Genomic DNA, 19,958 nt, shown 5'->3' on the forward strand with positions numbered 1-19,958 from the left:
CGGCATGGACACCCCGATCTCCGTCCAAGCCATCGAGAAGATGATCGACTCCCGCGGCATGCAACACATCGTCTTCAACGACAAAGGCCGGGCGCTCGGCCTCGGGTCCGTGCAGCGCTGCTTCACCCCCTCGCAGCGCCGAGTGATCGCGGCCCGTGACGGCGGATGCGTGATCCCCGGCTGCACCGCCCCCGCCGGATGGTGCGAAGTCCACCACGTGATCCCCTGGCGAGACGGCGGCAAGACCCACACCGACAACGGGGTCCTCCTGTGTTGGGGCCATCACCAGAGCATCGATAGAGGTCCCTGGGAGTTGTCCATGCCGGACGGCGTCCCCTATGTCCGAGGTCCGGGCCACTGGCAATGGACCCACACCACGAAAAGTCGAACCAGACCACCTGCAGCTCCAACCCGGTAGGCGTTCGGCGCGGCCTGTGGACGGCGCGAACGCGGCATTCGTCCGTCCGCCTATCGTCGTCGGCATGGGGGACGTGAATTGGATTCTGCGTGGACTTACAACGGGCGCCGCGTTCGTGCTCTTGTTCTCCCTGGCAGCATGCGGTGCGGCAGAAGATCCGCCGACTTCGGCGGAACCGATCGACGATGAATCCGTGAGGCTGCTGGCAGCGGAAGACGCATTCACGACGTTCAATGCTGCGTTTGACGGGTACTCGTCGGGCACGGCACCGATCGAGTCACTCGAACCTCTCGTGACAGCCGATTATTTCAAGGTCCTCAGAGAGCAAGACCCGGCGTTCTCCGAGCAACGTGTGTCGGGCGTGACGTCCTTCGACACCGTCGAACTCGCGAAGGATCCACCACGAGATGACCTCGGGAAAGCTGAGGCCATCACGCTGTGCCGTGACCTCTCGAGGACCGAGGTACGGGGCCCGGACGGCAGCACCATCGACGCGCCTGAGCGAATGTTGCGAGTTCCGTTGATCGTCTACTTCGTTCCTGCTGACACGGATCCTCTGACCTTGCTCGTTGCGGAAATGGACCAATGGCCGTCACCCGACTACTGCTCATAGCCTTTCTGGTCGTGGCCGCACTTCCTCATCAAGGCGCACCTCTTCCAGACGACCCTGCGTGTGGAGAAGGAGGTGCTGCATCGGGGCTCTGCGTCGATCCCGGCATCTCGGACGGCTCGGTCGACCTGTCCGGTTCCGAAGGGTTCGGTAGCTCTGATCAGGGACCAGGGCAGAACGACACCGGTTCGGACGGCGCCACACGGGGTGATGGCGGCTCCGCGGACCCCCGTGACATCCAGGACAGCCTCCGATGCGGCGAAACCTCACTCTGCCGTGACACCTACGGCGCTTCCCCCGTCCCCACGATCACCCTCGCGGACCTCGCGAGCTTCTCCCCCACCGCACCAACTATCCGGACAGAACCTGATGGTTGGGCACTCCGCGGACTCCCGATAAACGCCATCGCCGACACGGCGGTCAACAGTCACGACGGGACATTGCTCGACCATCCGGTCACCGTCCGCTTCACCCCACACACGTACCGCTGGGATTGGGGAGACGGCACCACTACCAGCACAACGACAGCCGGCTCCACCTGGGAGGATGTCGACCTCCCCCGATTCAGCGAGACAGCCACATCACACGTCTACATCGAACGCGGAACCGTCACGGTGACCCTACACGTCGACTACAGCGTCGAGTACCAGCTCGACGGTGACGCGTGGACCTCGGTCACCGGCACGGTGAACGCCACGAGCACCGACAGGATCTACGTCGGCACCGCCACCACCGTCATCGTCCCCGACGACTGCAACGCCGACCCCCTCGGCATCGGCTGCTGACCCCAAAGGCTCTCACTGTCACCGAGATCGCTGGAGGCGGACACACAGAACGGCCCGGACCACGAGGGATCCGGGCCGTTCCGACGGCGCGCTGCGTAGTCGTGGAGACTGCGTCAGCACAACACCGTGTCAGTGCAGGGGTGTCCTCAGGAGGCGAACCAGAGACCGAGCTCGCGCGAGGCGGACTCGGGGCTGTCCGAACCGTGGACGAGGTTCTGCTGCACGGCGAGACCCCAGTCACGGCCGAAGTCGCCGCGGATCGTGCCGGGCGCGGCCGTCGTCGGATCCGTGGTCCCGGCGAGCGAGCGGAATCCCTCGATCACACGGTTGCCGGCGACGCGCAGGGCGACGACGGGACCGGAGAGCATGAACTCGACGAGGGGCTCGTAGAACGGCTTGCCCTCGTGCTCGGCGTAGTGCTGAGCGAGCAGCGCGCGGTCCGGCTCGATCATGCGGATGTCGACGAGCGAGTAGCCCTTCGCCTCGATCCGGCGCAGGATCTCACCAGTCAGATTGCGGGCGACCCCGTCGGGCTTGACGAGGACGAGGGTTTCTTCGACGTCCATGAGTTTCTCCTCAGATATCCGTGCTGTCGGTGGCCGCGTTCCTCCGGTCGATCCGCGTCCCCACGACGAGGCAGTAGACCCAGGTCGCGGCGAACGTTCCCCCGATGAAGAACATGACGGGGACGAGGAAGCCGCTAGCAACGATAGCGGCTTGCACCACCGTGCCGATGACGGCCCCGATCCGGAACTGCGCGAGAGCGAGTGTGATGACCATGACCAGCACGAGCACCCCGCCACCGACGAGAGCGACGGTGGGCTCGAGCGCATCGAGTCCGAACGCGACGAGCGCCCCGAGGAAGACCACGATGGTCTCGAACCCGAGCACGATGGACAGCAACGATCCTCGGACCGAACGCGGGCGTCCGCTCGATCGTCCGCTGAATCGTGACAGGCTCACGGCTTCCACCCCTGGTCGTCCGCGAATGCGGCCGCCTCTCCTCCGAGCACGATCGACCCGGTCACGACGACGAGACGCTTGTCACCGGCGGCCGCCCAGGTGCGGGCGTCCTCCAGTGCGTCCTCGAGCCGCTCATAGCCGTCGGCCTCGACGCCGCCGACTGCCAGAGCGATACTCGTGAGGTCCTCGAACGGGATCGAGCGATCGGACTGCGGCTGCGTGAGGTGGAAACGCGTGGCGATCGGCGAGAGCGTCGCGAGGATGCCGGCGGCGTCCTTGTCGGCGAGCACGCCGACGACGAACGCGATCTCGTCGGCGTCGAAGTAGCGACCGAGGGCGTCGACGAGGGCCTCGGCCCCGTGCGGGTTGTGTGCCGCGTCGACCAGGATCGTCGGATCGGTGCCGACGAGCTGCAGCCGTCCGGGAGATGTGGCCGTTCCGACGCCGTCCCCGAGGGGCTCAGCGGAGAGGGGGATCGCTCCCCCTCCGAGGAAGCTCTCGACGGCCGCGATCGCGACCGCGGCATTGACCCCCTGGTGATCTCCGTAGAGCGGCAGGTACAGCTCGTCGTACGTCGCGGCGCGGCCTCGCACCGTGATGAGTTGACCACCGACGGCCACCCGATCGTCGAGGAGGTCGAACTCGGTCCCGGCACGCACGAGGGTCGCCTCGCTCAACTCGGCGGCCCGCTCGATCTCGGCAAGGGCCTCGGCGGACTGCGGTGCCGTGACGGCGGTGATCCCCGGCTTGATGATGCCTGCCTTGGTCCGCGCGATCTCGGCGACCGTGTTGCCGAGCTGGGCGGCGTGGTCCATCCCGATCGGAGTGAAGACCGCGATGGCGGCATCGGCGGCATTCGTCGAATCCCATTCGCCACCCATCCCCACCTCGATGACCGCGACGTCGACCGGCGCATCGGCGAAGGACGCGAAGGCGAGCACGGTGAGCACCTCGAAGAAGGTCAGTCGCTTCTCGTCGGCGGCCTCGAGTTCGGCATCGACCATCTCGACGTACGGCAGGATGTCATCCCAGTTGGCAGCGATCGCCTCGTCGGAGATCGGCTCTCCGTCGATCGAGATCCGCTCGGTGAACGACACGAAGTGCGGACTCGTGAAGAGTCCGGTGCGCAGTCCGTAGGCCCGCAGGATGCTCTCCGTGATGCGGCTCGTGCTCGTCTTGCCGTTCGTTCCGGCGATCTGGATGATCGGGAACGCCGACTGGGGGTCCCCGAGCAGTTCGAGGACGCGGCGGGTCGGGGCGAGTCGACGACGCGGAGCACCCTCGCCGATGCGCCCGAGCAGCGCTTGATAGACGGTCTCTGCATCCTCGGTCATCGTGCTCCTCCGGTCATCGATGCGGTGACCCTCGACACGGCGATCCGGACGGACCCCACATTGGCGTAGGTACCCGCCGTGATGGTCGCCACGTGCTCGGCGCTCTCGGGGACGACGACGTCCTCCTGCCATCCGGAGACGAGTTCGGTCGCGAGTGTCTCGCGCCCGATCTCCCCCGTCCAGCGTTCGATGGCGGCCTCGTCCTCTCGGTCGGAGAAGACGAGGTGCAGGCTGATGCGGTCGCTCACCTCGAAGCCCGCGGCCTTGCGGGTGTCCTGCACGGCGCGGATGACGTCGCGCGCAAGACCCTCGGCCTCGAGCTCGGGCGTCAGTCGCGTGTCGAGCAGGACGAACCCTCCCGAGGGAAGCACGGCGACGGCCGAACCGTCCGATCCGTCGGCCGCCTCGAGGACGAGGTCGTACTCGTGCGGCTCCAGCTCGATGCCACCAGCTACGACGACGCCGTCGGTCTCCGACCAGTCGCCCGACTTCGAGGCCTTGATGGCCTCCTGCACGCGCTTGCCCAGCCGCGGTCCGGCGGCGCGCGCGTTGACCGTGAGGCGGGACGACACACCGAATCGTTCGGCGCTCGTCGAGTCGAGCGCCTCGATCGACACCGACTTCACGTTGAGCTCGTCGCGGAGGATCGCCTCGAACGGCGCGAGATCGTCGACGCCACCGGTGACGACCGTGAGACCGGCGAGCGGGAGGCGCACGCGCAGCCCTTCCTTCTTGCGGAGCGAGAGGACGGATCCGGTGATCGTGCGTACGGCGTCCATGGCCGTGACGAGGGCGTCGTCCTGCGGGAGCGCCTCGACGTCGGGCCAATCGGTGAGGTGCACGCTGCGCCCGCCCGTGAGGTCCTTCCAGACCCGCTCCGTCGTGAGCGGGAGGAGCGGGGCTGCGAGGCGCGTGAGCACCTCGAGCACGGTGTAGAGCGTGTCGAAGGCGTCCGCTCCGGCGCTCTCGGCGCTCTCCTCCGACACACCCGTCCAGAAACGGTCACGGGAACGTCGCACGTACCAGTTGGTGAGGACGTCGGCGAAGTCGCGGAGCGCGTTCGCCGCGAGAGGCGAGTCGAGTGCGTCGAGGTGCCGGGTGACCTCCTCGGCGACCGTCCGCAGTTTCGCGAGGATGTAGCGGTCGAGCACGTCCGTCGATTCCGTGCTCCAGCGCGCCTCGTACCCGCCCGGCTTCGCCGAGTTGGCGTAGAGGGCGAAGAAGTACCAGGAGTTCCAGAGCGGCAGGATGAACTGCCGCACGCCCTCGCGGATACCCGCCTCGGTGACCACGAGGTTGCCGCCGCGGATCACCGAACTCGACATGAGGAACCAGCGCATCGCGTCGGCGCCGTCACGGTCGAAGACCTCGGAGACGTCCGGGTAGTTGCGCAGGCTCTTCGACATCTTGGCGCCGTCGCTGCCGAGCACGATGCCGTGGCTGATGACGTTCGAGAACGCCGGGCGGTCGAAGAGCGCGGTCGCAAGCACGTGCATGACGTAGAACCAGCCACGCGTCTGGCCGATGTACTCCACGATGAAGTCCGCCGGGTTGTGCGAGTCGAACCACTCCTGGTTCTCGAACGGGTAGTGCACCTGGGCGTAGGGCATCGACCCCGAGTCGAACCACACGTCGAAGACGTCCTCGATGCGGCGCATCGTGCTCTGCCCGGTCGGATCGTCCGGGTTCGGGCGCGTGAGCTCGTCGATGAACGGACGGTGCAGATCGTCGGGCCGCACGCCGAAATCGCGCTCGAGTTCGTCGAGGGAGCCGTAGACGTCGACGCGCGGGTAGTTCGGGTCGTCGCTCTTCCACACGGGGATTGGCGACCCCCAGTAGCGATTGCGCGAGACCGACCAGTCGCGAGCGTTCTCGAGCCACTTGCCGAACTGGCCGTCCTTGACGTTGTCCGGCACCCACGTGATCTGCTCATTGAGCTCGACCATGCGGTCCTTGATCTCCGTCACACGGACGAACCAGCTCGACACGGCCTTGTAGATGAGGGGGTTCCGGCAGCGCCAGCAGTGCGGGTAGCTGTGCTCGTAGCTGCGCACCTGGAGGAGCCGCCTCGACGCGCGCAGCGACTGGGTGAGCGGCTTGTTCGCGTCGAACCAGCGCTCGCCCGCGACATCGGGGACCGTCTGGAGGAATCGGCCGGCGTCGTCGAGCGACAGGATCACGGGGATCCCCGCCTCGGCGCACACGATCTGGTCGTCCTCGCCGTAGGCGGGGGCCTGATGCACGATCCCGGTGCCCTCGCCCGTCGCGACGTAGTCGGCGACGAGGATCTGCCACGCGTTCTGGGTGCCGAACTGCTCGGTGTCCGCGTAGTAGTCCCACAACCGGTCGTAGTGCACCCCGCCGAGCTCGGCGCCCGTGAGGGTGCGCTCGACGGCCGAGAGCGCCTCGTCGGCGCTCTCATAGCCGAGGTCCTTCGCGTAGGAACCCACGGTGTCCTCGGCGAGGAGGTACCGAGCCGCCCCTCCCTCGCTTCCGTCGGCGGCACCGTTCGGTCCGGCGGGCAGCACCGCGTAGACGATCTCGGGTCCGACCGCGAGGGCCATGTTGGTGGGGAGCGTCCAGGGTGTCGTCGTCCAGGCGAGGGCGTTCACGGCGGTGAGGCCGAGAGCCTCGGCCTTCTCGCCCAGCAGGGGGAACGTGACCGTGACGGACTGGTCCTGGCGCATCGTGTAGACGTCGTCGTCCATGCGGAGTTCGTGGTTCGACAGCGGCGTCTCGTCGTTCCAGCAGTAGGGCAGTACGCGGTAGCCCTCGTAGGCGAGGCCCTTGTCGTGGAGCTGCTTGAACGCCCAGATCACGCTCTCCATGAAGGTCACGTCGAGCGTCTTGTAGTCGTTCTCGAAGTCCACCCAGCGGGCCTGGCGCGTGACGTAGTCCTGCCACTCGTCCGTGTATGCCAGGACCGACTCGCGCGCCTTCGCGTTGAAGGCGCCGATCCCCATCTCCTCGATCTCGTCCTTCGTGGTGATCCCGAGCTGGCGCATGGCCTCGAGCTCGGCGGGGAGGCCGTGGGTGTCCCAGCCGAAGCGGCGGTGGACCTGCTTGCCGCGCATCGTCTGGTAGCGGGGGAAGAGGTCCTTCGCGTAGCCCGTGAGGAGGTGGCCGTAGTGCGGGAGGCCGTTCGCGAAAGGTGGACCGTCGTAGAACACCCACTCGGGGGCACCCTCGCGGCGCGCGATCGACTCGGCGAATGTGCCGTCGGCCTTCCAGAAGGCGAGCACGTCTTCCTCGAGGCGAGGCAGGACGGGGTTCGGGACGACACCGAACGAGGCCCCGGGCGCGTGCTCCTGCGCGGACGCCGACGCGTCGGCTGCGGCGGAGCCGTTCTCGGAGGCCGAGGATCGGGGGTAGGTCATGTCACTCCTGCGGATCGATCGAATCCGCAGGGACGCCGTCTCCGACGCGGTACCACCCTGCTTGCCCGTTCCGTCCGGGTGGACGGTCAGACCTCTCCCCTGCGGCGATGACGGGCCTGCCCCGTCCGGTTCTACCGGGGCCGTGCGGCCCGTTCTTCCGGATGCTCCCCGGTGATGGCCGGATCGATGCGTGTGCCTCTAGTCTATAGCGCCGATCCGGCCCCGCCAGCCGTCCACGACCGGCCTCACGGCGCCACGGAGATGATCGGCGAGGGGGCCCCGCGCCGTCCCCTCCTCGATCCACTGGGACGCTCCCGCCATCGCCGCGGCGGCGATCGATGCGGATGCGGCGCGGGCACCCGCGTCGCCGAGCGCCGGTTCCGTCCTCCGCAGGTGCCGCTCGAGCACCTCGCTCACCGCGAGCAGGCGGGCGAGCCCGGTCGCCCGGAGCTCGTCGGCCGTCCCCATGAGCTCGCGTTGGCTCACGGCCCAGGGCACGCGAGCCCCGGTGATGTCGTCGGCGACCACCGCCAGGGCCTCCTCGACCGCGCCGAGTCCCGATGAGCCCGCCGACACGGCGGCGAGGGCGTCATCGAGGCGCGGAACGGCGGCGTCCAGTTCGACCCAGAGCAGATCGCCCTTGGTCGGGAAGTAGTTGAAGAAGGTCGTGCGCGCGACGCCCGCGCGGCTCGAGATCTGATCGATCGTCGTGCCGTCGTAGCCCTGCTCGAGGAAGAGCTCGGCGGCGGACTCCTCGAGCATCACGGGAGACGAACGCCGCGGCCGACCGACGCGGACGTGCGATCCCGGTGTCTCGCGCTCGCTGGAACCCATGACCCCATCCTGCCGCAGCGGATCGACCGGCGTGCACCTGGCGGCCTGCGCCTCCCGTAGACTCTTTCCGTACTCAGTACATCAATCGCCCCATCGTTCCGAGGACTTCCGTGCGCCCCCAGCTCTCCCGTTCATCCGCCGTCCTCGCGACGGCGGTCATCTCCGCTCTCGCCCTGAGCGCCTGCAGCTCGGACCCCGAGCCCGCCGCGACCGGGCCCACCGAGGGAGGCACGCTCACATACGCGAGCGGTGACGCCGAACCCACGTGCCTCGATCCGCACGTCGGCGGCAACTACCCGCAGGCGCTCCTCGCCACCCAGTTCCTCGAGTCCCTCGTCTCCCGCGACGCGGACGGCGCCATCATTCCGTGGCTCGCGGACTCGTGGACGGTGTCGGACGACGGACTGACCTGGGAGTTCGCGCTCGCGGACGGCGTGACGTTCACGGACGGCACTCCCCTCGATGCCGACGCGGTCGCGGCGAACATCGCTCACCTCCAGGATCCCGCAACGCAATCGTCCACGGGGTACCTCGCCGTCGAGAAGGTGACGTCCGTGGAAGCGGTCGACGACCTCACGGCGCGCTTCACCCTCTCCGAACCCGACAGCGCCCTTCTCGAGTCCCTGTCCCAGCCGTGGCTCGCGATCGAATCGCCCGCCGGTCTCGAACGCGGCATCGAGGAGAACTGCGAGAGCCCGATCGGCACCGGGCCCTTCGTCGTCGAGTCCTGGACGAAGCAGGACCGCGTGACCCTCGTCCGCAACGACGACTACACCTCGGCTCCCGCCGACGCCGGTCACGACGGCTCGGCCTACCTCGACGGGATCGAATGGCGTTTCATCCCCGACTCGGCCTCGCGCTATGCGGCCCTGCAGAGCGGTGAGGTCGATGTCATCGACAACGTGCAGCCGGATGTGCTCGTCCAGGCCGAGGGCTCCGACAGCCTCGTCGAGCTCGACGCGCCCCGACCCGGCGCCACGAACCGCCTCGAGCTCAACTCGGGCACGGCTCCCTTCGACGACGTGAACGTGCGGGAGGCCTTCATCCGCAGCGTCAACGTCGACGACGCGGTGAGTTCCCTCTTCCAGGGCACCGCCGAGCGCTCGTCCTCGCCCCTCGCGAGCGTCGAACCGGCGGCATACTCCGACGAGTCGCTCTTCTCGTTCGATCCCGAAGCGGCCGGCGACCTCCTCGATGAGGCCGGCTGGTCCGAGACGGACGCCGATGGCTTCCGCACGAAGGATGGGGAGCGGCTCACCCTCACCTTCCCGGTCAGCACCAACCAGTCGATCCCCGCCGAGATCTCGCTCTTCGAGCAGCTGCAGGCGAACGCGGCCGAGGTCGGCTTCGACGTCCAGCTCGAACTGCTCGACCTCGCGAGCTGGTACGAGGCGCTCGGCGCCAACGAGTACGACCTCGTGAGCGCCCCGTACACGAAGGTCGGGCCGGACGTTCTGAGGATCCTGTACCACTCCGACGGGATCACCCCAGCCCCGAGCGGGTACTTCGCGAACCACGCCCAGGTGGACGACCCGGCCATCGATACCCTCCTCGATGAGGCGAGCGCCACCGTCGACGACGCCGAGCGTACGTCGCTCTATGAGGAGGCCCAGGCCGACGTGCTCGAGGGCTTCTACATCCTGCCGCTCTACGACCAGCAGAACCACTTCCTGCTGTCGACGGACGTCCATGACGCGCGCGCCCTCGGCACGGTGTCGACCCCGAGCTTCGCCGACGCCTGGCTCTCCTGACCGGGTGAACCGCGGCCGTTCGTCTCCGACGCGCCGGACCGCCGCTCTGCGGTGGCTCGGCGAGTCGGTCGTGCGTGCATTCATCGTGCTCTGGGCGTCGGCGACGCTCGTCTTCTTCATCACCCGGCTGGTCCCGGGTGACCCGGCCGAGGCTGCGCTCGGTGGACCCGGTTCGCAGGCCTCCGAGGAAGCGGTCGAGGCGGTCAGGCGGCAGTTCGGCTTCGACCAGCCGCTCGTCGTGCAGTACGGCATCGCGATGCTCTCCCTGCTGCGCCTCGATCTCGGCAGCTCGTACGCCCTGCGTCAGCCGGTCGCGACGATCCTCCTCGATGCGGTGCCGGGAACTCTCGTGCTCGCCGTCCTGGCTCTCCTCGTCGCGTGGATCCTCGCGATCGGGCTCACGCTGGCTCAGTCGCAGGGATCCCGCATCGCCGCGCGAATCGGTGACACCCTCGAGATCGTCGCGTCGGCCCTCCCCCACTTCTGGCTCGCGACGATCCTCATCGCCGTCTTCAGCACCGCGTTGTCGTGGTTCCCGCCCGTCTCGACGGGAACGCCCACCGGTCTCGTCCTGCCCGTCGTGACGCTCGCCGTCCCCATCGCGGGATTCCTCGCCCAAGTGATGCGGGGATCGCTGCAGGAGGCACTCGACGCCCCGTTCGCGACGTCCGCCCTCGCCCGGGGCGAGACGCGGGTCGGCCTCCGGGTTCGTCATGCCCTGCGTCACGCAGCCTTGCCGGCTCTCGGCCTCTCCGCGTGGGCCTTCGGATACCTCATCGGTGGAGCCGTGGTCGTCGAGACGATCTTCGCGCGCCCGGGACTCGGTCGCACCCTGCTCTCGGCGATCACCGTGCGCGACATCCCGGTCGTGACGGGCGTCGTGCTGGTGTCCGCTCTGGTCTACGTGATCCTCACCCTCGTCACCGACGCCGTCACGAGGCTCGTCGATCCGCGGACGGCGGTGGGGGGACGATGACGATGACAGCGGTCGACGGGCGGAGCGTCGACCCGCTCCGGCCCCCCGCACCCCCGACCGGCCGTCGTCGCGTCGGGCCCGGTGTCGTCCTCTCCGTGGGATTCGCCGCCTTCCTCGCGCTCGCGTGCTTCGCTCCCGGGCTGATCGCCCCCCAGGATCCCGCGGCCGTCGCTCCCCTCGACGCGTTCTCTCCCCCGTCCTTCTCCCACTGGTTCGGCACCGACGAATCGGGCCGCGACGTGTACACACGCGTCGTGCACGGGGCCGGATCGAGTCTCGTGATCGGCTTCGCCGCGACGGCCATCGGGCTCGTCACGGCGCTGCTCCTCGGGGTCCTCGCCGTCTTCGGTGGGCGGATCGGCGACGCCATCGTCGGACGTGCGGTCGAGGTCCTGTTCGCCTTCCCCGCCCTCCTCTCGGCGCTCCTCGTCATCCTCGTGCTCGGTCCCGGCCCCGTCGCCGCGACCATCGCCGTGGGGCTCTCGACCGCACCGGGATACGCGCGCATCATCCGCACGAGCCTCCTGACCGTCCGTTCGTCCGGATACGTCGAGGCGGCACGACTCCTCGGGCACGGCCCGGCCCGCATCCTCGTGCGCACGATCCTGCCCAACGCGCTCTCGCCCCTGCTCGCCCTCGCGACGCTGGGCGTCGGTCAGGCCGTCGTCTGGGCGTCCTCGTTGAGCTTCCTCGGCCTCGGAGCCCAGCCGCCGGCGCCCGAGTGGGGAGCGATGCTGGCGTCGGCGCGGGTGTATCTCACGACGGCGTGGTGGTTGACGGTGTTCCCCGGACTCATGATCGTCGCGACGACGCTCTCGGCGACGGCGATCGGCCGAGCGCTCGACGCTCGCGGGCGGAGGGCGCGATGACCGCGGCAGGCCCCCTCCTCCGGATCGATGGCCTCGATGTCTCGTTCGACGGCGGTCGGACGCGCGTCGTACGCGGCGTGTCCCTCAGCGTGTCGGAGGGCGAGTGCGTCGCGATCGTCGGCGAGTCCGGTTCGGGCAAGAGCGTGACGGCCCGGTCCGTGCTCGGGCTCGCGGGGACCGGCGCCACCGTCACGGCCGACCGTCTCGAGTTGGCGGGCGTCGATGTGCTCACCGCCGACGAGCGCGCGCTCCGACGCCTACGGGGTGGCGAGGCCGGACTCGTCTCGCAGGACGCACTCGTCTCGCTCGACCCGCTTCGCCGGATCGCCGCCGAGGTGGGCGACCCCCTCCGCCTGCACCGCCGCGCCGGGGGTGCGACGCGGTCGGATCGGACGATCGCCGTCGAGGAACTGCTCGAACGGGTCGGCATCCCTCGGCCGGAACTGCGTGCCCGCCAGTATCCGCACGAATTGTCCGGTGGTCTCCGCCAGCGCGCCCTCATCGCCTCCGCGATCGCGGCGTCACCGCGACTCCTCATTGCGGACGAGCCCACGACGGCCCTCGACATGACCGTCCAGGCGGGTATCCTGCGGCTGCTCGGCGACCTCCGGGACGCGGGCAGCTCGCTCCTGCTCATCAGTCACGATCTCGGGGTCGTCTCACGTCTGGCCGATCGGGTGATCGTCATGCGCGCCGGGGAGGTCGTCGACCAGGGGACCGCCGAGACGATGCTCGCGGGCGGTCGGCACCCGTATACGACCGCGCTCGTCCGGGCCGTGCCCGCCGGTGTTCCGAGAGGGACGCCGCTGTCCGCACCGCCGTCGCCCGCGATCGCCCAGCCGACGTCCGACCGGGACGGATCGACGACCGTGGCGACCTCCCCCTGGCCCCTCATCGAGGCGGACGGCCTCGCCAAGACGTTCGGCCGCGGCGATGACGCGACGGTCGCGGTCCGAGCCGCCGATCTCGCGGTCGCCGCGGGCGAGACACTCGGCATCGTCGGGGAATCGGGTTCGGGGAAGACCACGCTCGCGCGCCTCCTGCTGGCGCTGGCGACACCCGACCGGGGCGAGGTGCGGCTCGACGGAGAACCGTGGTCGGGGGTCTCCGAGCGCCGCCGGCGGTCACGCCGTCGGCTCGTCGGCTCGGTCGCTCAGGACACCTCGAGCGCCTTCGACCCCCGCGCCTCGGTCGCAGGCGTCCTCATCGACGCCCTCCCGTCCGAAACGGTCGCCTCCGCGCGTCGCTCGACCGCGACGCGGCTCCTCGCCGACGTCGCCCTCGGGCCCGAGCTGCTCGACCGATCGCCCTCGACACTCTCGGGCGGCCAGCGACAGCGCGTCGCGATCGCGCGAGCCCTCGCCGCCGGCCCCCGGGTCCTGGTCCTCGACGAACCCGTCTCGGCGCTCGACGCGACGGTGGCCGCCGGCGTGCTCGACCTCCTCGACGATCTGCAGCGTCGACGCGGTCTCGCCTACGTCTTCATCTCCCACGATCTGGGTGTCGTCCGGCACATGAGCGATCGCGTCGCCGTCATGCACGAGGGCGAGATCGTGGAGACCGGACCGGTCGAGACCGTGTTCCGAGCACCTCGGCATCCGTACACGCGGCGGCTGCTGGCCGATGTGCCCCGACTGCCCGGTCAGGACGGCGAGGCCGGGCAGGACGGATGACGGGCGTCCTCCCGTAGGATGGACGGGCACAAGAGGCACGTTGACACGGTGCCGCCCACATCGAATCGGAGACTCCATGAGCAACGCCCTGCCCGACAAGCCCGCACTCGAAGGCCTCGAGGACAAGTGGGGAAGCGTCTGGGAGACCGACGGGACCTACCGATTCGATCGTGACGCCGCCATCTCCCGCGGGCATGCATCGGTCTACTCCATCGACACGCCGCCGCCCACGGCCTCCGGTTCGCTGCACATCGGCCACGTCTTCAGCTACACCCACACCGACGTCATCGCGCGCTACCAGCGCATGACCGGGCACACCGTCTTCTACCCGATGGGCTGGGACGACAACGGCCTCCCCACCGAGCGCCGCGTCCAGAACTACTACGGCGTGCGTTGCGACCCCACGCTGCCGTACGTCGAGGGCTTCGTCCCGCCCCATGACGGCGGCGAGGGCAAGAGCGTCAAGGCGGCCGACCAGGTGCCCGTGAGCCGTCGCAACTTCATCGAGCTCTGCGAACGCCTCACCGTGGAGGACGAGAAGCAGTTCGAGGCGCTGTGGCGCTCGCTCGGACTCTCGGTCGACTGGACGCAGAGCTACCGCACGATCGACCACGACTCCCTCCGCATCAGCCAGAAGTCGTTCCTCCGCAACCTCGAGCGCGGCGAGGCGTATCAGGCGATGGCACCGACGCTGTGGGACGTCACGTTCCGGACCGCCGTCGCCCAGGCGGAACTCGAGGACAAGGAGCAGCCGGCCGCCTATCACCGGATCGCGTTCCATCGCCCGGACGGCGGCACGATCGAGATCGAGACGACCCGCCCCGAGCTGCTCGCCGCCTGCGTCGCTCTCGTCGCGCACCCGGACGACGAGCGCTTCGCGCCGTACTTCGGAACCACGGTGACGACACCGCTCTTCGGCGTCGAGGTCCCGGTGCTCCCCCATCACCTCGCCCAGAAGGACAAGGGCGCGGGCATCGCGATGGTCTGCACCTTCGGCGACGTCACCGACGTGGTGTGGTGGCGCGAGCTCGACCTCCCCAACCGGACCATCGTGGGTCGCGACGGCCGGATCATCGCGGACGCCCCCGATGCGCTGATCTCCCCGGCCGCGCTCGACGCGTGGGCTGCCATCACGGGCAAGACCGTGTTCAGCGCCAAGCAGGCCGTCGTCGATCTCCTGAAGGAGTCCGGCGACCTCATCGGCGAGCCGCGGGCCATCACCCACCCGGTGAAGTTCTTCGAGAAGGGCGACCGCCCGCTCGAGATCGTCTCGACTCGCCAGTGGTACGTCCGCAACGGGGCCCGCGACGAGGACCTCAAGGCCCGCCTCCTCGAGCTCGGCCGCGAGCTCGAGTGGCACCCCGACTTCATGCGGGTGCGCTACGAGAACTGGGTCAACGGCCTGAGCGGCGACTGGCTCATCTCGCGCCAGCGCTTCTTCGGTGTCCCGATCCCCCTCTGGTACCCCCTCGATGCCGACGGCGAGCCCGTCCACGACTCCCCCATCGTTCCGAGCATGGAGTCTCTGCCCGTCGACCCGTCGAGCGAAACACCCGACGGGTACGAGGAGTCGCAGCGCGGCGTGCCCGGAGGCTTCATCGGCGAGGTGGACATCATGGACACGTGGGCGACGTCGTCGCTCACTCCGCAGCTCGCGGGCAAGTGGGACACCGACCCGGAGCTCTGGAACGCCGTCTTCCCGTTCTCGCTGCGCCCCCAGGGACAGGACATCATCCGCACCTGGCTGTTCTCGACGATGCTCCGATCCGCGCTCGAATTCGGGGAGAAGCCGTGGGAGCACGCCGGTCTCTCCGGCTGGATCCTCGACCCCGACCGCAAGAAGATGTCGAAGTCGAAAGGCAACGTCATCACGCCGGCCGGCGTCCTCGAGCAGCATGGCTCGGATGCCGTCCGCTACTGGGCGGCATCGGCCCGCCTCGGGACGGATGCCGGATTCGATCCGCAGAACCCGACCCAGGTGAAGATCGGCCGTCGCCTCGCGATCAAGGTCCTGAACGCGTCCAAGTTCATCCTCTCCTTCCCGGCATCGGAGAACGCGACGGTCACCGAGCCGGTCGACCTCAGCATGCTCGCGACGCTGCGTCGCGTGGTCGGCGACGCCACGGCCGCGCTCGACGCGTACGACCACGCACGGGCCCTCGAGATCACGGAGAGCTTCTTCTGGACGTTCTGCGACGACTACCTCGAGCTCGTCAAGGAGCGCGCGTACGCCGAGGGCACCCCGGGACAGGAGTCGGCCGCAGCCGCCCTCCGCCTCGCCCTCGACGTACTCCTGCGTCTCTTCGCCCCCGTCATCCCCTACACGACGGAGGAGTCCTGGTCGTGGTGGCACGACACGTCGGTGCACGTCGCGGCCTGGCCCACGCCGGACGAGCTCGCGGTCGCCGCCGGCGGCGAGCCGGAGCTGCTCGCGCTCGCGAGCCTCGCCCTCACATCGATCCGCCGCGCGAAGACCGATGCGAAGGCCTCCCAGAAGACGCCCGTGACGTCCGCCGAGATCGCGGCCCCCGCCGAGTCCGCCGAGCGCCTGCGCGCCGTCGCCGACGATCTGAAGGCCGTCGGCCGGATCGCGGACCTCTCCATCGTCGAGGGAGGGGAACTCGCGGTCACGCGAGTCGAACTCGCTCCGACCGACGCCTGAACGGATCCCTCATGACCACCATTCGAGCCGCCCGCGAGGACGACTTCTTCCGCTGGCTCACACTGTTCGAGGGCTACGCCGCCTTCTATCGGACGCCGACCTCCGACGAACGCTCCGTGCGCACGTGGCAGTGGATCGTGCGCGGCGATCACGGGCTGCGCGCGTTCGTCGCGGAGGATGCTGACGGCGAGCTGATCGGACTCGCGCACGTGCGGACGATCGCTCAGCCCCTCGAGGGAACCACGGGACTCTACCTCGACGACCTCTTCGTCGACCAGGTCGCTCGCGGGGCCGGCGTCGCGACCGACCTCCTCGAGTACGTCCGTTCGCTCGCTGCGGCGGAGGGGCACTCCGGCGTCTCCTGGATCACGGCGGAGGACAACACGACGGCGCAGCGTGTGTACGACAGGATCGCCGCGCGCACGACGTGGGTCACCTACGAGATGCCGGCTCGCGCGAGCAGCCCGTCGGAGTCGGACAGGACCGACTCATGAAACTCGGTACGCGATGGGGGTTCGGCGACGCGCCACCGGCCGCCGTTCCGGAGACGATCCGTCCCGCGATCGCCGAGGCCGAGGTCGCGGCCGGTTCCGGAGGCACCGGCACGTCGTGGACGCTCACCTGGCTCGAGGGGCGCCCGATCGCGACGCTCGACGACGGCACCGTCGTGACCATCGAGGCCGGGATCGCCCGGATCGTGCACGAGGCCGATGGAGACGACTCCGACGCCTGGTGACGCCGTGATCAGACCCGCGCGATGATCTCCCCGTGGGGCATCGAGAACCAGGCGTCGTCGTCGCCGACCCACTCGGTCCAGGCTGCCGAGACGGCCTCCAGGTCCTCGCGGGTCGCCACCCCGGCCTCGATCGACTGTGGAGCGAAGCTCGACGCGACAGCGCGCTCGGCCCAGGCGCCGCCCCACCATTCGCGATCCGCGCGGTCGGAGAAGCACCAGATGGACGCCGTGCTCGTCACGTCGGAGAATCCGGCCTCGTGTGCAAGAGCCTTGAGAGCGCGACCGGCGTTCGGATCGCCGCCGTTCGCGTGAGCCACCCCTTGGTAGATGCGCATCCACTCCGCGAGCCCTGGAAGGAGCGGGTACCACGCAGCGGCGACGTAGATCACGTCGCGAGCGGCCACGATGCCGCCGGGCCGTGTGACGCGGCGCATCTCGCGGAGGGCGGCAACGGGGTCGCCGAGGTGCTGGAGGACCTGGTGTGCGTGGACGATGTCGAAGGAGTCGTCGGGGAAGTCGAGGGCATAGGCGTCCCCGGTCGCGAACTCCACGTTCCGGAGCCCTTCGGAATCCGCCAGAGCCGTCGCCTGCCCCACCACGTCGGCCACGGCGTCGATTCCGACGACCCGCCCGGGAGCCACACGACGGGCGATGTCCACCGTGATCGTGCCGGGTCCGCTCCCCACATCGAGGACGGAGCACCCGGGGCGCAGGTGCGGGACGAGATAGGACGCGGAGTTCTCCACGGTGCGCCAGGCGTGGGCGCGCAGAACGCTGTCGTGGTGTCCATGGGTGTACCGCTCGGTGCGCTGTGGGGCATCAGTCATGGTCCGAGCCTAGGCGGCGTTCGGCGATGGGTCCGTTGTGTGACGAGGTCGTAGTCTGGGGGGATGTCGACATCGGACAACCCCTTCTTCCAGCCCAGCACCCTCCCCTATCAGCTCCCGCCGTTCGAGCTCATCACGGACGACCACTACCTCCCGGCGATCGAGCGCGGCATCGCGGAGCAGAAGGCCGAGGTCGAGGCGATCGCCTCCCAGGACTCCCCCGCCGATTTCGAGAACACCCTGGTGGCCCTGGAACGTTCCGGAGCTATCCTCTCCCGCGTCCTCCACGTGTTCTACAACAAGAGCTCGGCGGATTCGAACGACGAGACGAACGCGATCGAGGAGCGGATCGCACCCGTACTCGCCGCCCACGACGACTCCATCCGACTCGATTCCCGGCTCTACGAGCGGATCCGCACCCTGTGGGCGTCCCGTGACGGCCTCGGCCTCGACGCCGAGCAGGCCTACCTGCTCGAGCGCTATCACACCGAGTTCACCCTGGCGGGAGCCGGCCTCTCCGCTGCGGACAAGGCGCGGCTGACCGAGTACAACACCCGGTTGTCCTCACTCACGACAACGTTCGAGAAGAACCTCCTCGCCGACACCAACGAGCTCGCCGTCGTCGTCGACGATCCGGCGGAGCTCGACGGTCTGAGTGCCGGCGAGATCTCGGCGGCGGAACGAGCAGCACGAGACCGCGGGCTCGAGGATTCCTCCGTGATCACGCTCGTCCTCCCCACAGGTCACCCGTCGCTCGCGTCGCTCCGGAACCGGGGGCTCCGCGAGCGCATCATGACCGCGTCGAGAGCGCGGGGAACTCGCGGAGGCGAGCACGACAACCGCGCCGTCCTCCTCGAGATCGTGCGACTCCGCGCCGAGCGCGCCCGACTCCTGGGATTCCCCGACCACGCCTCCTTCGTGACCGCCGACCAGACGGCGAAGAATCCGCAGAACGTCGCCGACATGCTCGAACGGCTCGCGCCGGCCGCCGCCCGCAACGCACGCGCCGAGCAGGCGGAACTCCAGCGCGTCGCCGGTGCCGACACCGTGGAGAGCTGGGACTGGGCCTTCCTCTCCGAGGTCGTGCGCCGTGAGCGGTTCGACGTCGACACCGCGGCCATGCGGCCCTACTTCGAGGCGGAGCGCGTCTACCACGACGGCATCTTCACGGCCGCCTCGAAGCTCTACGGCCTGTCCTTCACCGAGCGCTCCGACCTCGTCGCCTACCACCCCGACGTGCGCGTCTTCGAGGTCTTTGACGAGGACGGCAGCGCACTCGGCCTCTTCCTCCTCGACCTCTACACGCGGGACTCGAAGCGCGGGGGCGCGTGGATGAACTCGCTCATCGCACAGAACAGGCTGCTCGACCACCCGACGATCGTCGTGAACAATTTGAACGTCCCGCGGCCGGCCGCCGGGGAGCCGACGCTGCTCAGCTACGACGAGGTCGTCACCGCCTTCCACGAGTTCGGCCACGCTCTCCACGGCCTTCTCGCCGAGGTCACCTACCCCCGATTCTCGGGGACGAGCGTGCATCGCGACTTCGTCGAGTTCCCGAGCCAGGTGAACGAGATGTGGATGCTGTGGCCCGAGATCCTGGAGAGCTACGCCGTGCACCACGAGACGGGGGAGCCGATGCCGGCTGAACTCGTCCAGAAGCTGCACGCCTCCGCCGCGTTCAACGAGGGCTTCAGCACGAGCGAGTACCTCGCGGCGGCCCTCCTCGACCAGGCCTGGCACCGTGTGAGCGCCGACGACGTCATCACCGATGTCGCGACGTTCGAGGCCGAGGCCCTCGCTCGAGTGGGTCTCGACGATCCGGCCGTTCCGCCTCGGTACGCGAGCACCTACTTCGCCCACACGTTCTCCGGCGGCTACGACGCCGGGTACTACTCATACATCTGGAGCGAGGTGCTCGATGCGGACACCGTCGAATGGTTCCGCGAGAACGGAGGGCTCACGCGGGAGAACGGTGACCGCTTCCGCCGCTACGTGCTCGGCATCGGCGGTTCCGCCGACCCCATCGCTTCCTACCGCGAGTTCCGCGGCCGCGACGCCGACATCACTCCGCTTCTGACCCGTCGCGGGCTGCTCGCGGACTGACGCGAGTTCCCGTCATACGAAACGGCGCCCCTCCCGGAGG

At 69.0% G+C, this 19,958-nt stretch carries 17 protein-coding genes; 11 read left to right on the plus strand and 6 right to left on the minus strand.

Going from position 1 to position 19,958, the window contains the following annotated elements:
• The 3 genes from ELQ94_RS15100 to ELQ94_RS15110 all read left to right on the plus strand — a co-directional run.
• Nucleotides 1-418, plus strand: a 418-nt coding sequence (locus ELQ94_RS15100) for an HNH endonuclease signature motif containing protein (protein WP_133447508.1), incomplete at its 5' end; no start/stop codon positions are given.
• Nucleotides 419-482: 64 nt separating this feature from the next.
• Entirely contained in the window at nucleotides 483-1,031 is a 549-nt protein-coding gene (locus tag ELQ94_RS15105; protein ID WP_166404857.1) for a hypothetical protein, read from the plus strand.
• Nucleotides 1,004-1,813 (plus strand): hypothetical protein, encoded by an 810-nt coding sequence (locus ELQ94_RS15110; protein ID WP_127051215.1) that lies wholly within the window; start codon nucleotides 1,004-1,006, stop codon nucleotides 1,811-1,813. Before ELQ94_RS15105 ends, ELQ94_RS15110 begins: the two co-directional genes overlap by 28 nt.
• Before the next feature lie 146 nt (nucleotides 1,814-1,959).
• Here the strand turns inward: ELQ94_RS15110 and ndk are convergent, their stop codons facing one another.
• From ndk to ELQ94_RS15135, 5 genes are all read right to left on the minus strand, one after another.
• Nucleotides 1,960-2,379: a nucleoside-diphosphate kinase gene (gene ndk, locus ELQ94_RS15115; protein ID WP_106565180.1), complete on the minus strand. Its 420-nt coding sequence runs from the start codon at nucleotides 2,377-2,379 to the stop codon at nucleotides 1,960-1,962.
• A 10-nt stretch (nucleotides 2,380-2,389) separates the two neighbouring features.
• Nucleotides 2,390-2,776 carry a DUF4233 domain-containing protein gene (locus ELQ94_RS15120; RefSeq protein WP_243697061.1) on the minus strand — a complete coding sequence of 129 codons (387 nt, stop codon included), beginning with the start codon at nucleotides 2,774-2,776 and terminating at the stop codon, nucleotides 2,390-2,392.
• Nucleotides 2,773-4,110 (minus strand): bifunctional folylpolyglutamate synthase/dihydrofolate synthase, encoded by a 1,338-nt coding sequence (locus ELQ94_RS15125; RefSeq protein ID WP_127051217.1) that lies wholly within the window; start codon nucleotides 4,108-4,110, stop codon nucleotides 2,773-2,775. Before ELQ94_RS15125 ends, ELQ94_RS15120 begins: the two co-directional genes overlap by 4 nt.
• Nucleotides 4,107-7,487 carry an isoleucine--tRNA ligase gene (gene ileS, locus ELQ94_RS15130; RefSeq protein WP_127051218.1) on the minus strand — a complete coding sequence of 1,127 codons (3,381 nt, stop codon included), beginning with the start codon at nucleotides 7,485-7,487 and terminating at the stop codon, nucleotides 4,107-4,109. Before ileS ends, ELQ94_RS15125 begins: the two co-directional genes overlap by 4 nt.
• A 198-nt stretch (nucleotides 7,488-7,685) precedes the next feature.
• Nucleotides 7,686-8,321 (minus strand): TetR family transcriptional regulator, encoded by a 636-nt coding sequence (locus ELQ94_RS15135; protein WP_127051219.1) that lies wholly within the window; start codon nucleotides 8,319-8,321, stop codon nucleotides 7,686-7,688.
• A gap of 110 nt (nucleotides 8,322-8,431) precedes the next feature.
• Here ELQ94_RS15135 and ELQ94_RS15140 point away from each other — a divergent pair, with 110 nt between their 5' ends.
• The 7 genes from ELQ94_RS15140 (at nucleotide 8,432) to ELQ94_RS15170 (ending at nucleotide 16,988) form a co-directional block, all read left to right on the plus strand.
• The gene (locus ELQ94_RS15140; RefSeq protein WP_127051220.1) at nucleotides 8,432-10,072 is read left to right on the plus strand and encodes an ABC transporter substrate-binding protein; all 1,641 of its coding nucleotides are present in this window, start codon (nucleotides 8,432-8,434) and stop codon (nucleotides 10,070-10,072) included.
• Nucleotides 10,073-10,076: 4 nt separating this feature from the next.
• Nucleotides 10,077-11,048 carry an ABC transporter permease gene (locus tag ELQ94_RS15145; protein WP_243697062.1) on the plus strand — a complete coding sequence of 324 codons (972 nt, stop codon included), beginning with the start codon at nucleotides 10,077-10,079 and terminating at the stop codon, nucleotides 11,046-11,048.
• Nucleotides 11,049-11,050: 2 nt separating this feature from the next.
• A complete protein-coding gene (locus ELQ94_RS15150) occupies nucleotides 11,051-11,917 on the plus strand; it encodes an ABC transporter permease (protein ID WP_127051380.1) in 867 nt (288 codons plus the stop codon).
• Nucleotides 11,914-13,590 (plus strand): dipeptide ABC transporter ATP-binding protein, encoded by a 1,677-nt coding sequence (locus ELQ94_RS15155; RefSeq protein WP_127051222.1) that lies wholly within the window; start codon nucleotides 11,914-11,916, stop codon nucleotides 13,588-13,590. Before ELQ94_RS15150 ends, ELQ94_RS15155 begins: the two co-directional genes overlap by 4 nt.
• Nucleotides 13,591-13,666: 76 nt before the next feature.
• The gene (gene valS, locus ELQ94_RS15160) at nucleotides 13,667-16,252 is read left to right on the plus strand and encodes a valine--tRNA ligase (protein WP_127051223.1); all 2,586 of its coding nucleotides are present in this window, start codon (nucleotides 13,667-13,669) and stop codon (nucleotides 16,250-16,252) included.
• Between the two features lie 11 nt (nucleotides 16,253-16,263).
• Nucleotides 16,264-16,746 carry a GNAT family N-acetyltransferase gene (locus ELQ94_RS15165; protein ID WP_127051224.1) on the plus strand — a complete coding sequence of 161 codons (483 nt, stop codon included), beginning with the start codon at nucleotides 16,264-16,266 and terminating at the stop codon, nucleotides 16,744-16,746.
• Nucleotides 16,743-16,988: a hypothetical protein gene (locus ELQ94_RS15170; RefSeq protein ID WP_127051225.1), complete on the plus strand. Its 246-nt coding sequence runs from the start codon at nucleotides 16,743-16,745 to the stop codon at nucleotides 16,986-16,988. The genes ELQ94_RS15165 and ELQ94_RS15170 overlap by 4 nt, the downstream gene beginning before the upstream one ends.
• A gap of 8 nt (nucleotides 16,989-16,996) precedes the next feature.
• On the opposite strand, the gene ELQ94_RS15175 is transcribed toward ELQ94_RS15170, so the two are convergent.
• Entirely contained in the window at nucleotides 16,997-17,815 is an 819-nt protein-coding gene (locus tag ELQ94_RS15175) for a methyltransferase domain-containing protein (RefSeq protein WP_127051226.1), read from the minus strand.
• Nucleotides 17,816-17,878: 63 nt separating this feature from the next.
• On the opposite strand from ELQ94_RS15175, the gene ELQ94_RS15180 reads away from it, so the two are divergent.
• Nucleotides 17,879-19,918 carry a M3 family metallopeptidase gene (locus ELQ94_RS15180; RefSeq protein ID WP_127051227.1) on the plus strand — a complete coding sequence of 680 codons (2,040 nt, stop codon included), beginning with the start codon at nucleotides 17,879-17,881 and terminating at the stop codon, nucleotides 19,916-19,918.
• Nucleotides 19,919-19,958: the final 40 nt, after the last annotated feature.

Origin of the sequence: Labedella endophytica (genome assembly GCF_003990045.1) — a bacterium.
Lineage (GTDB): Bacteria > Actinomycetota > Actinomycetes > Actinomycetales > Microbacteriaceae > Labedella > Labedella endophytica.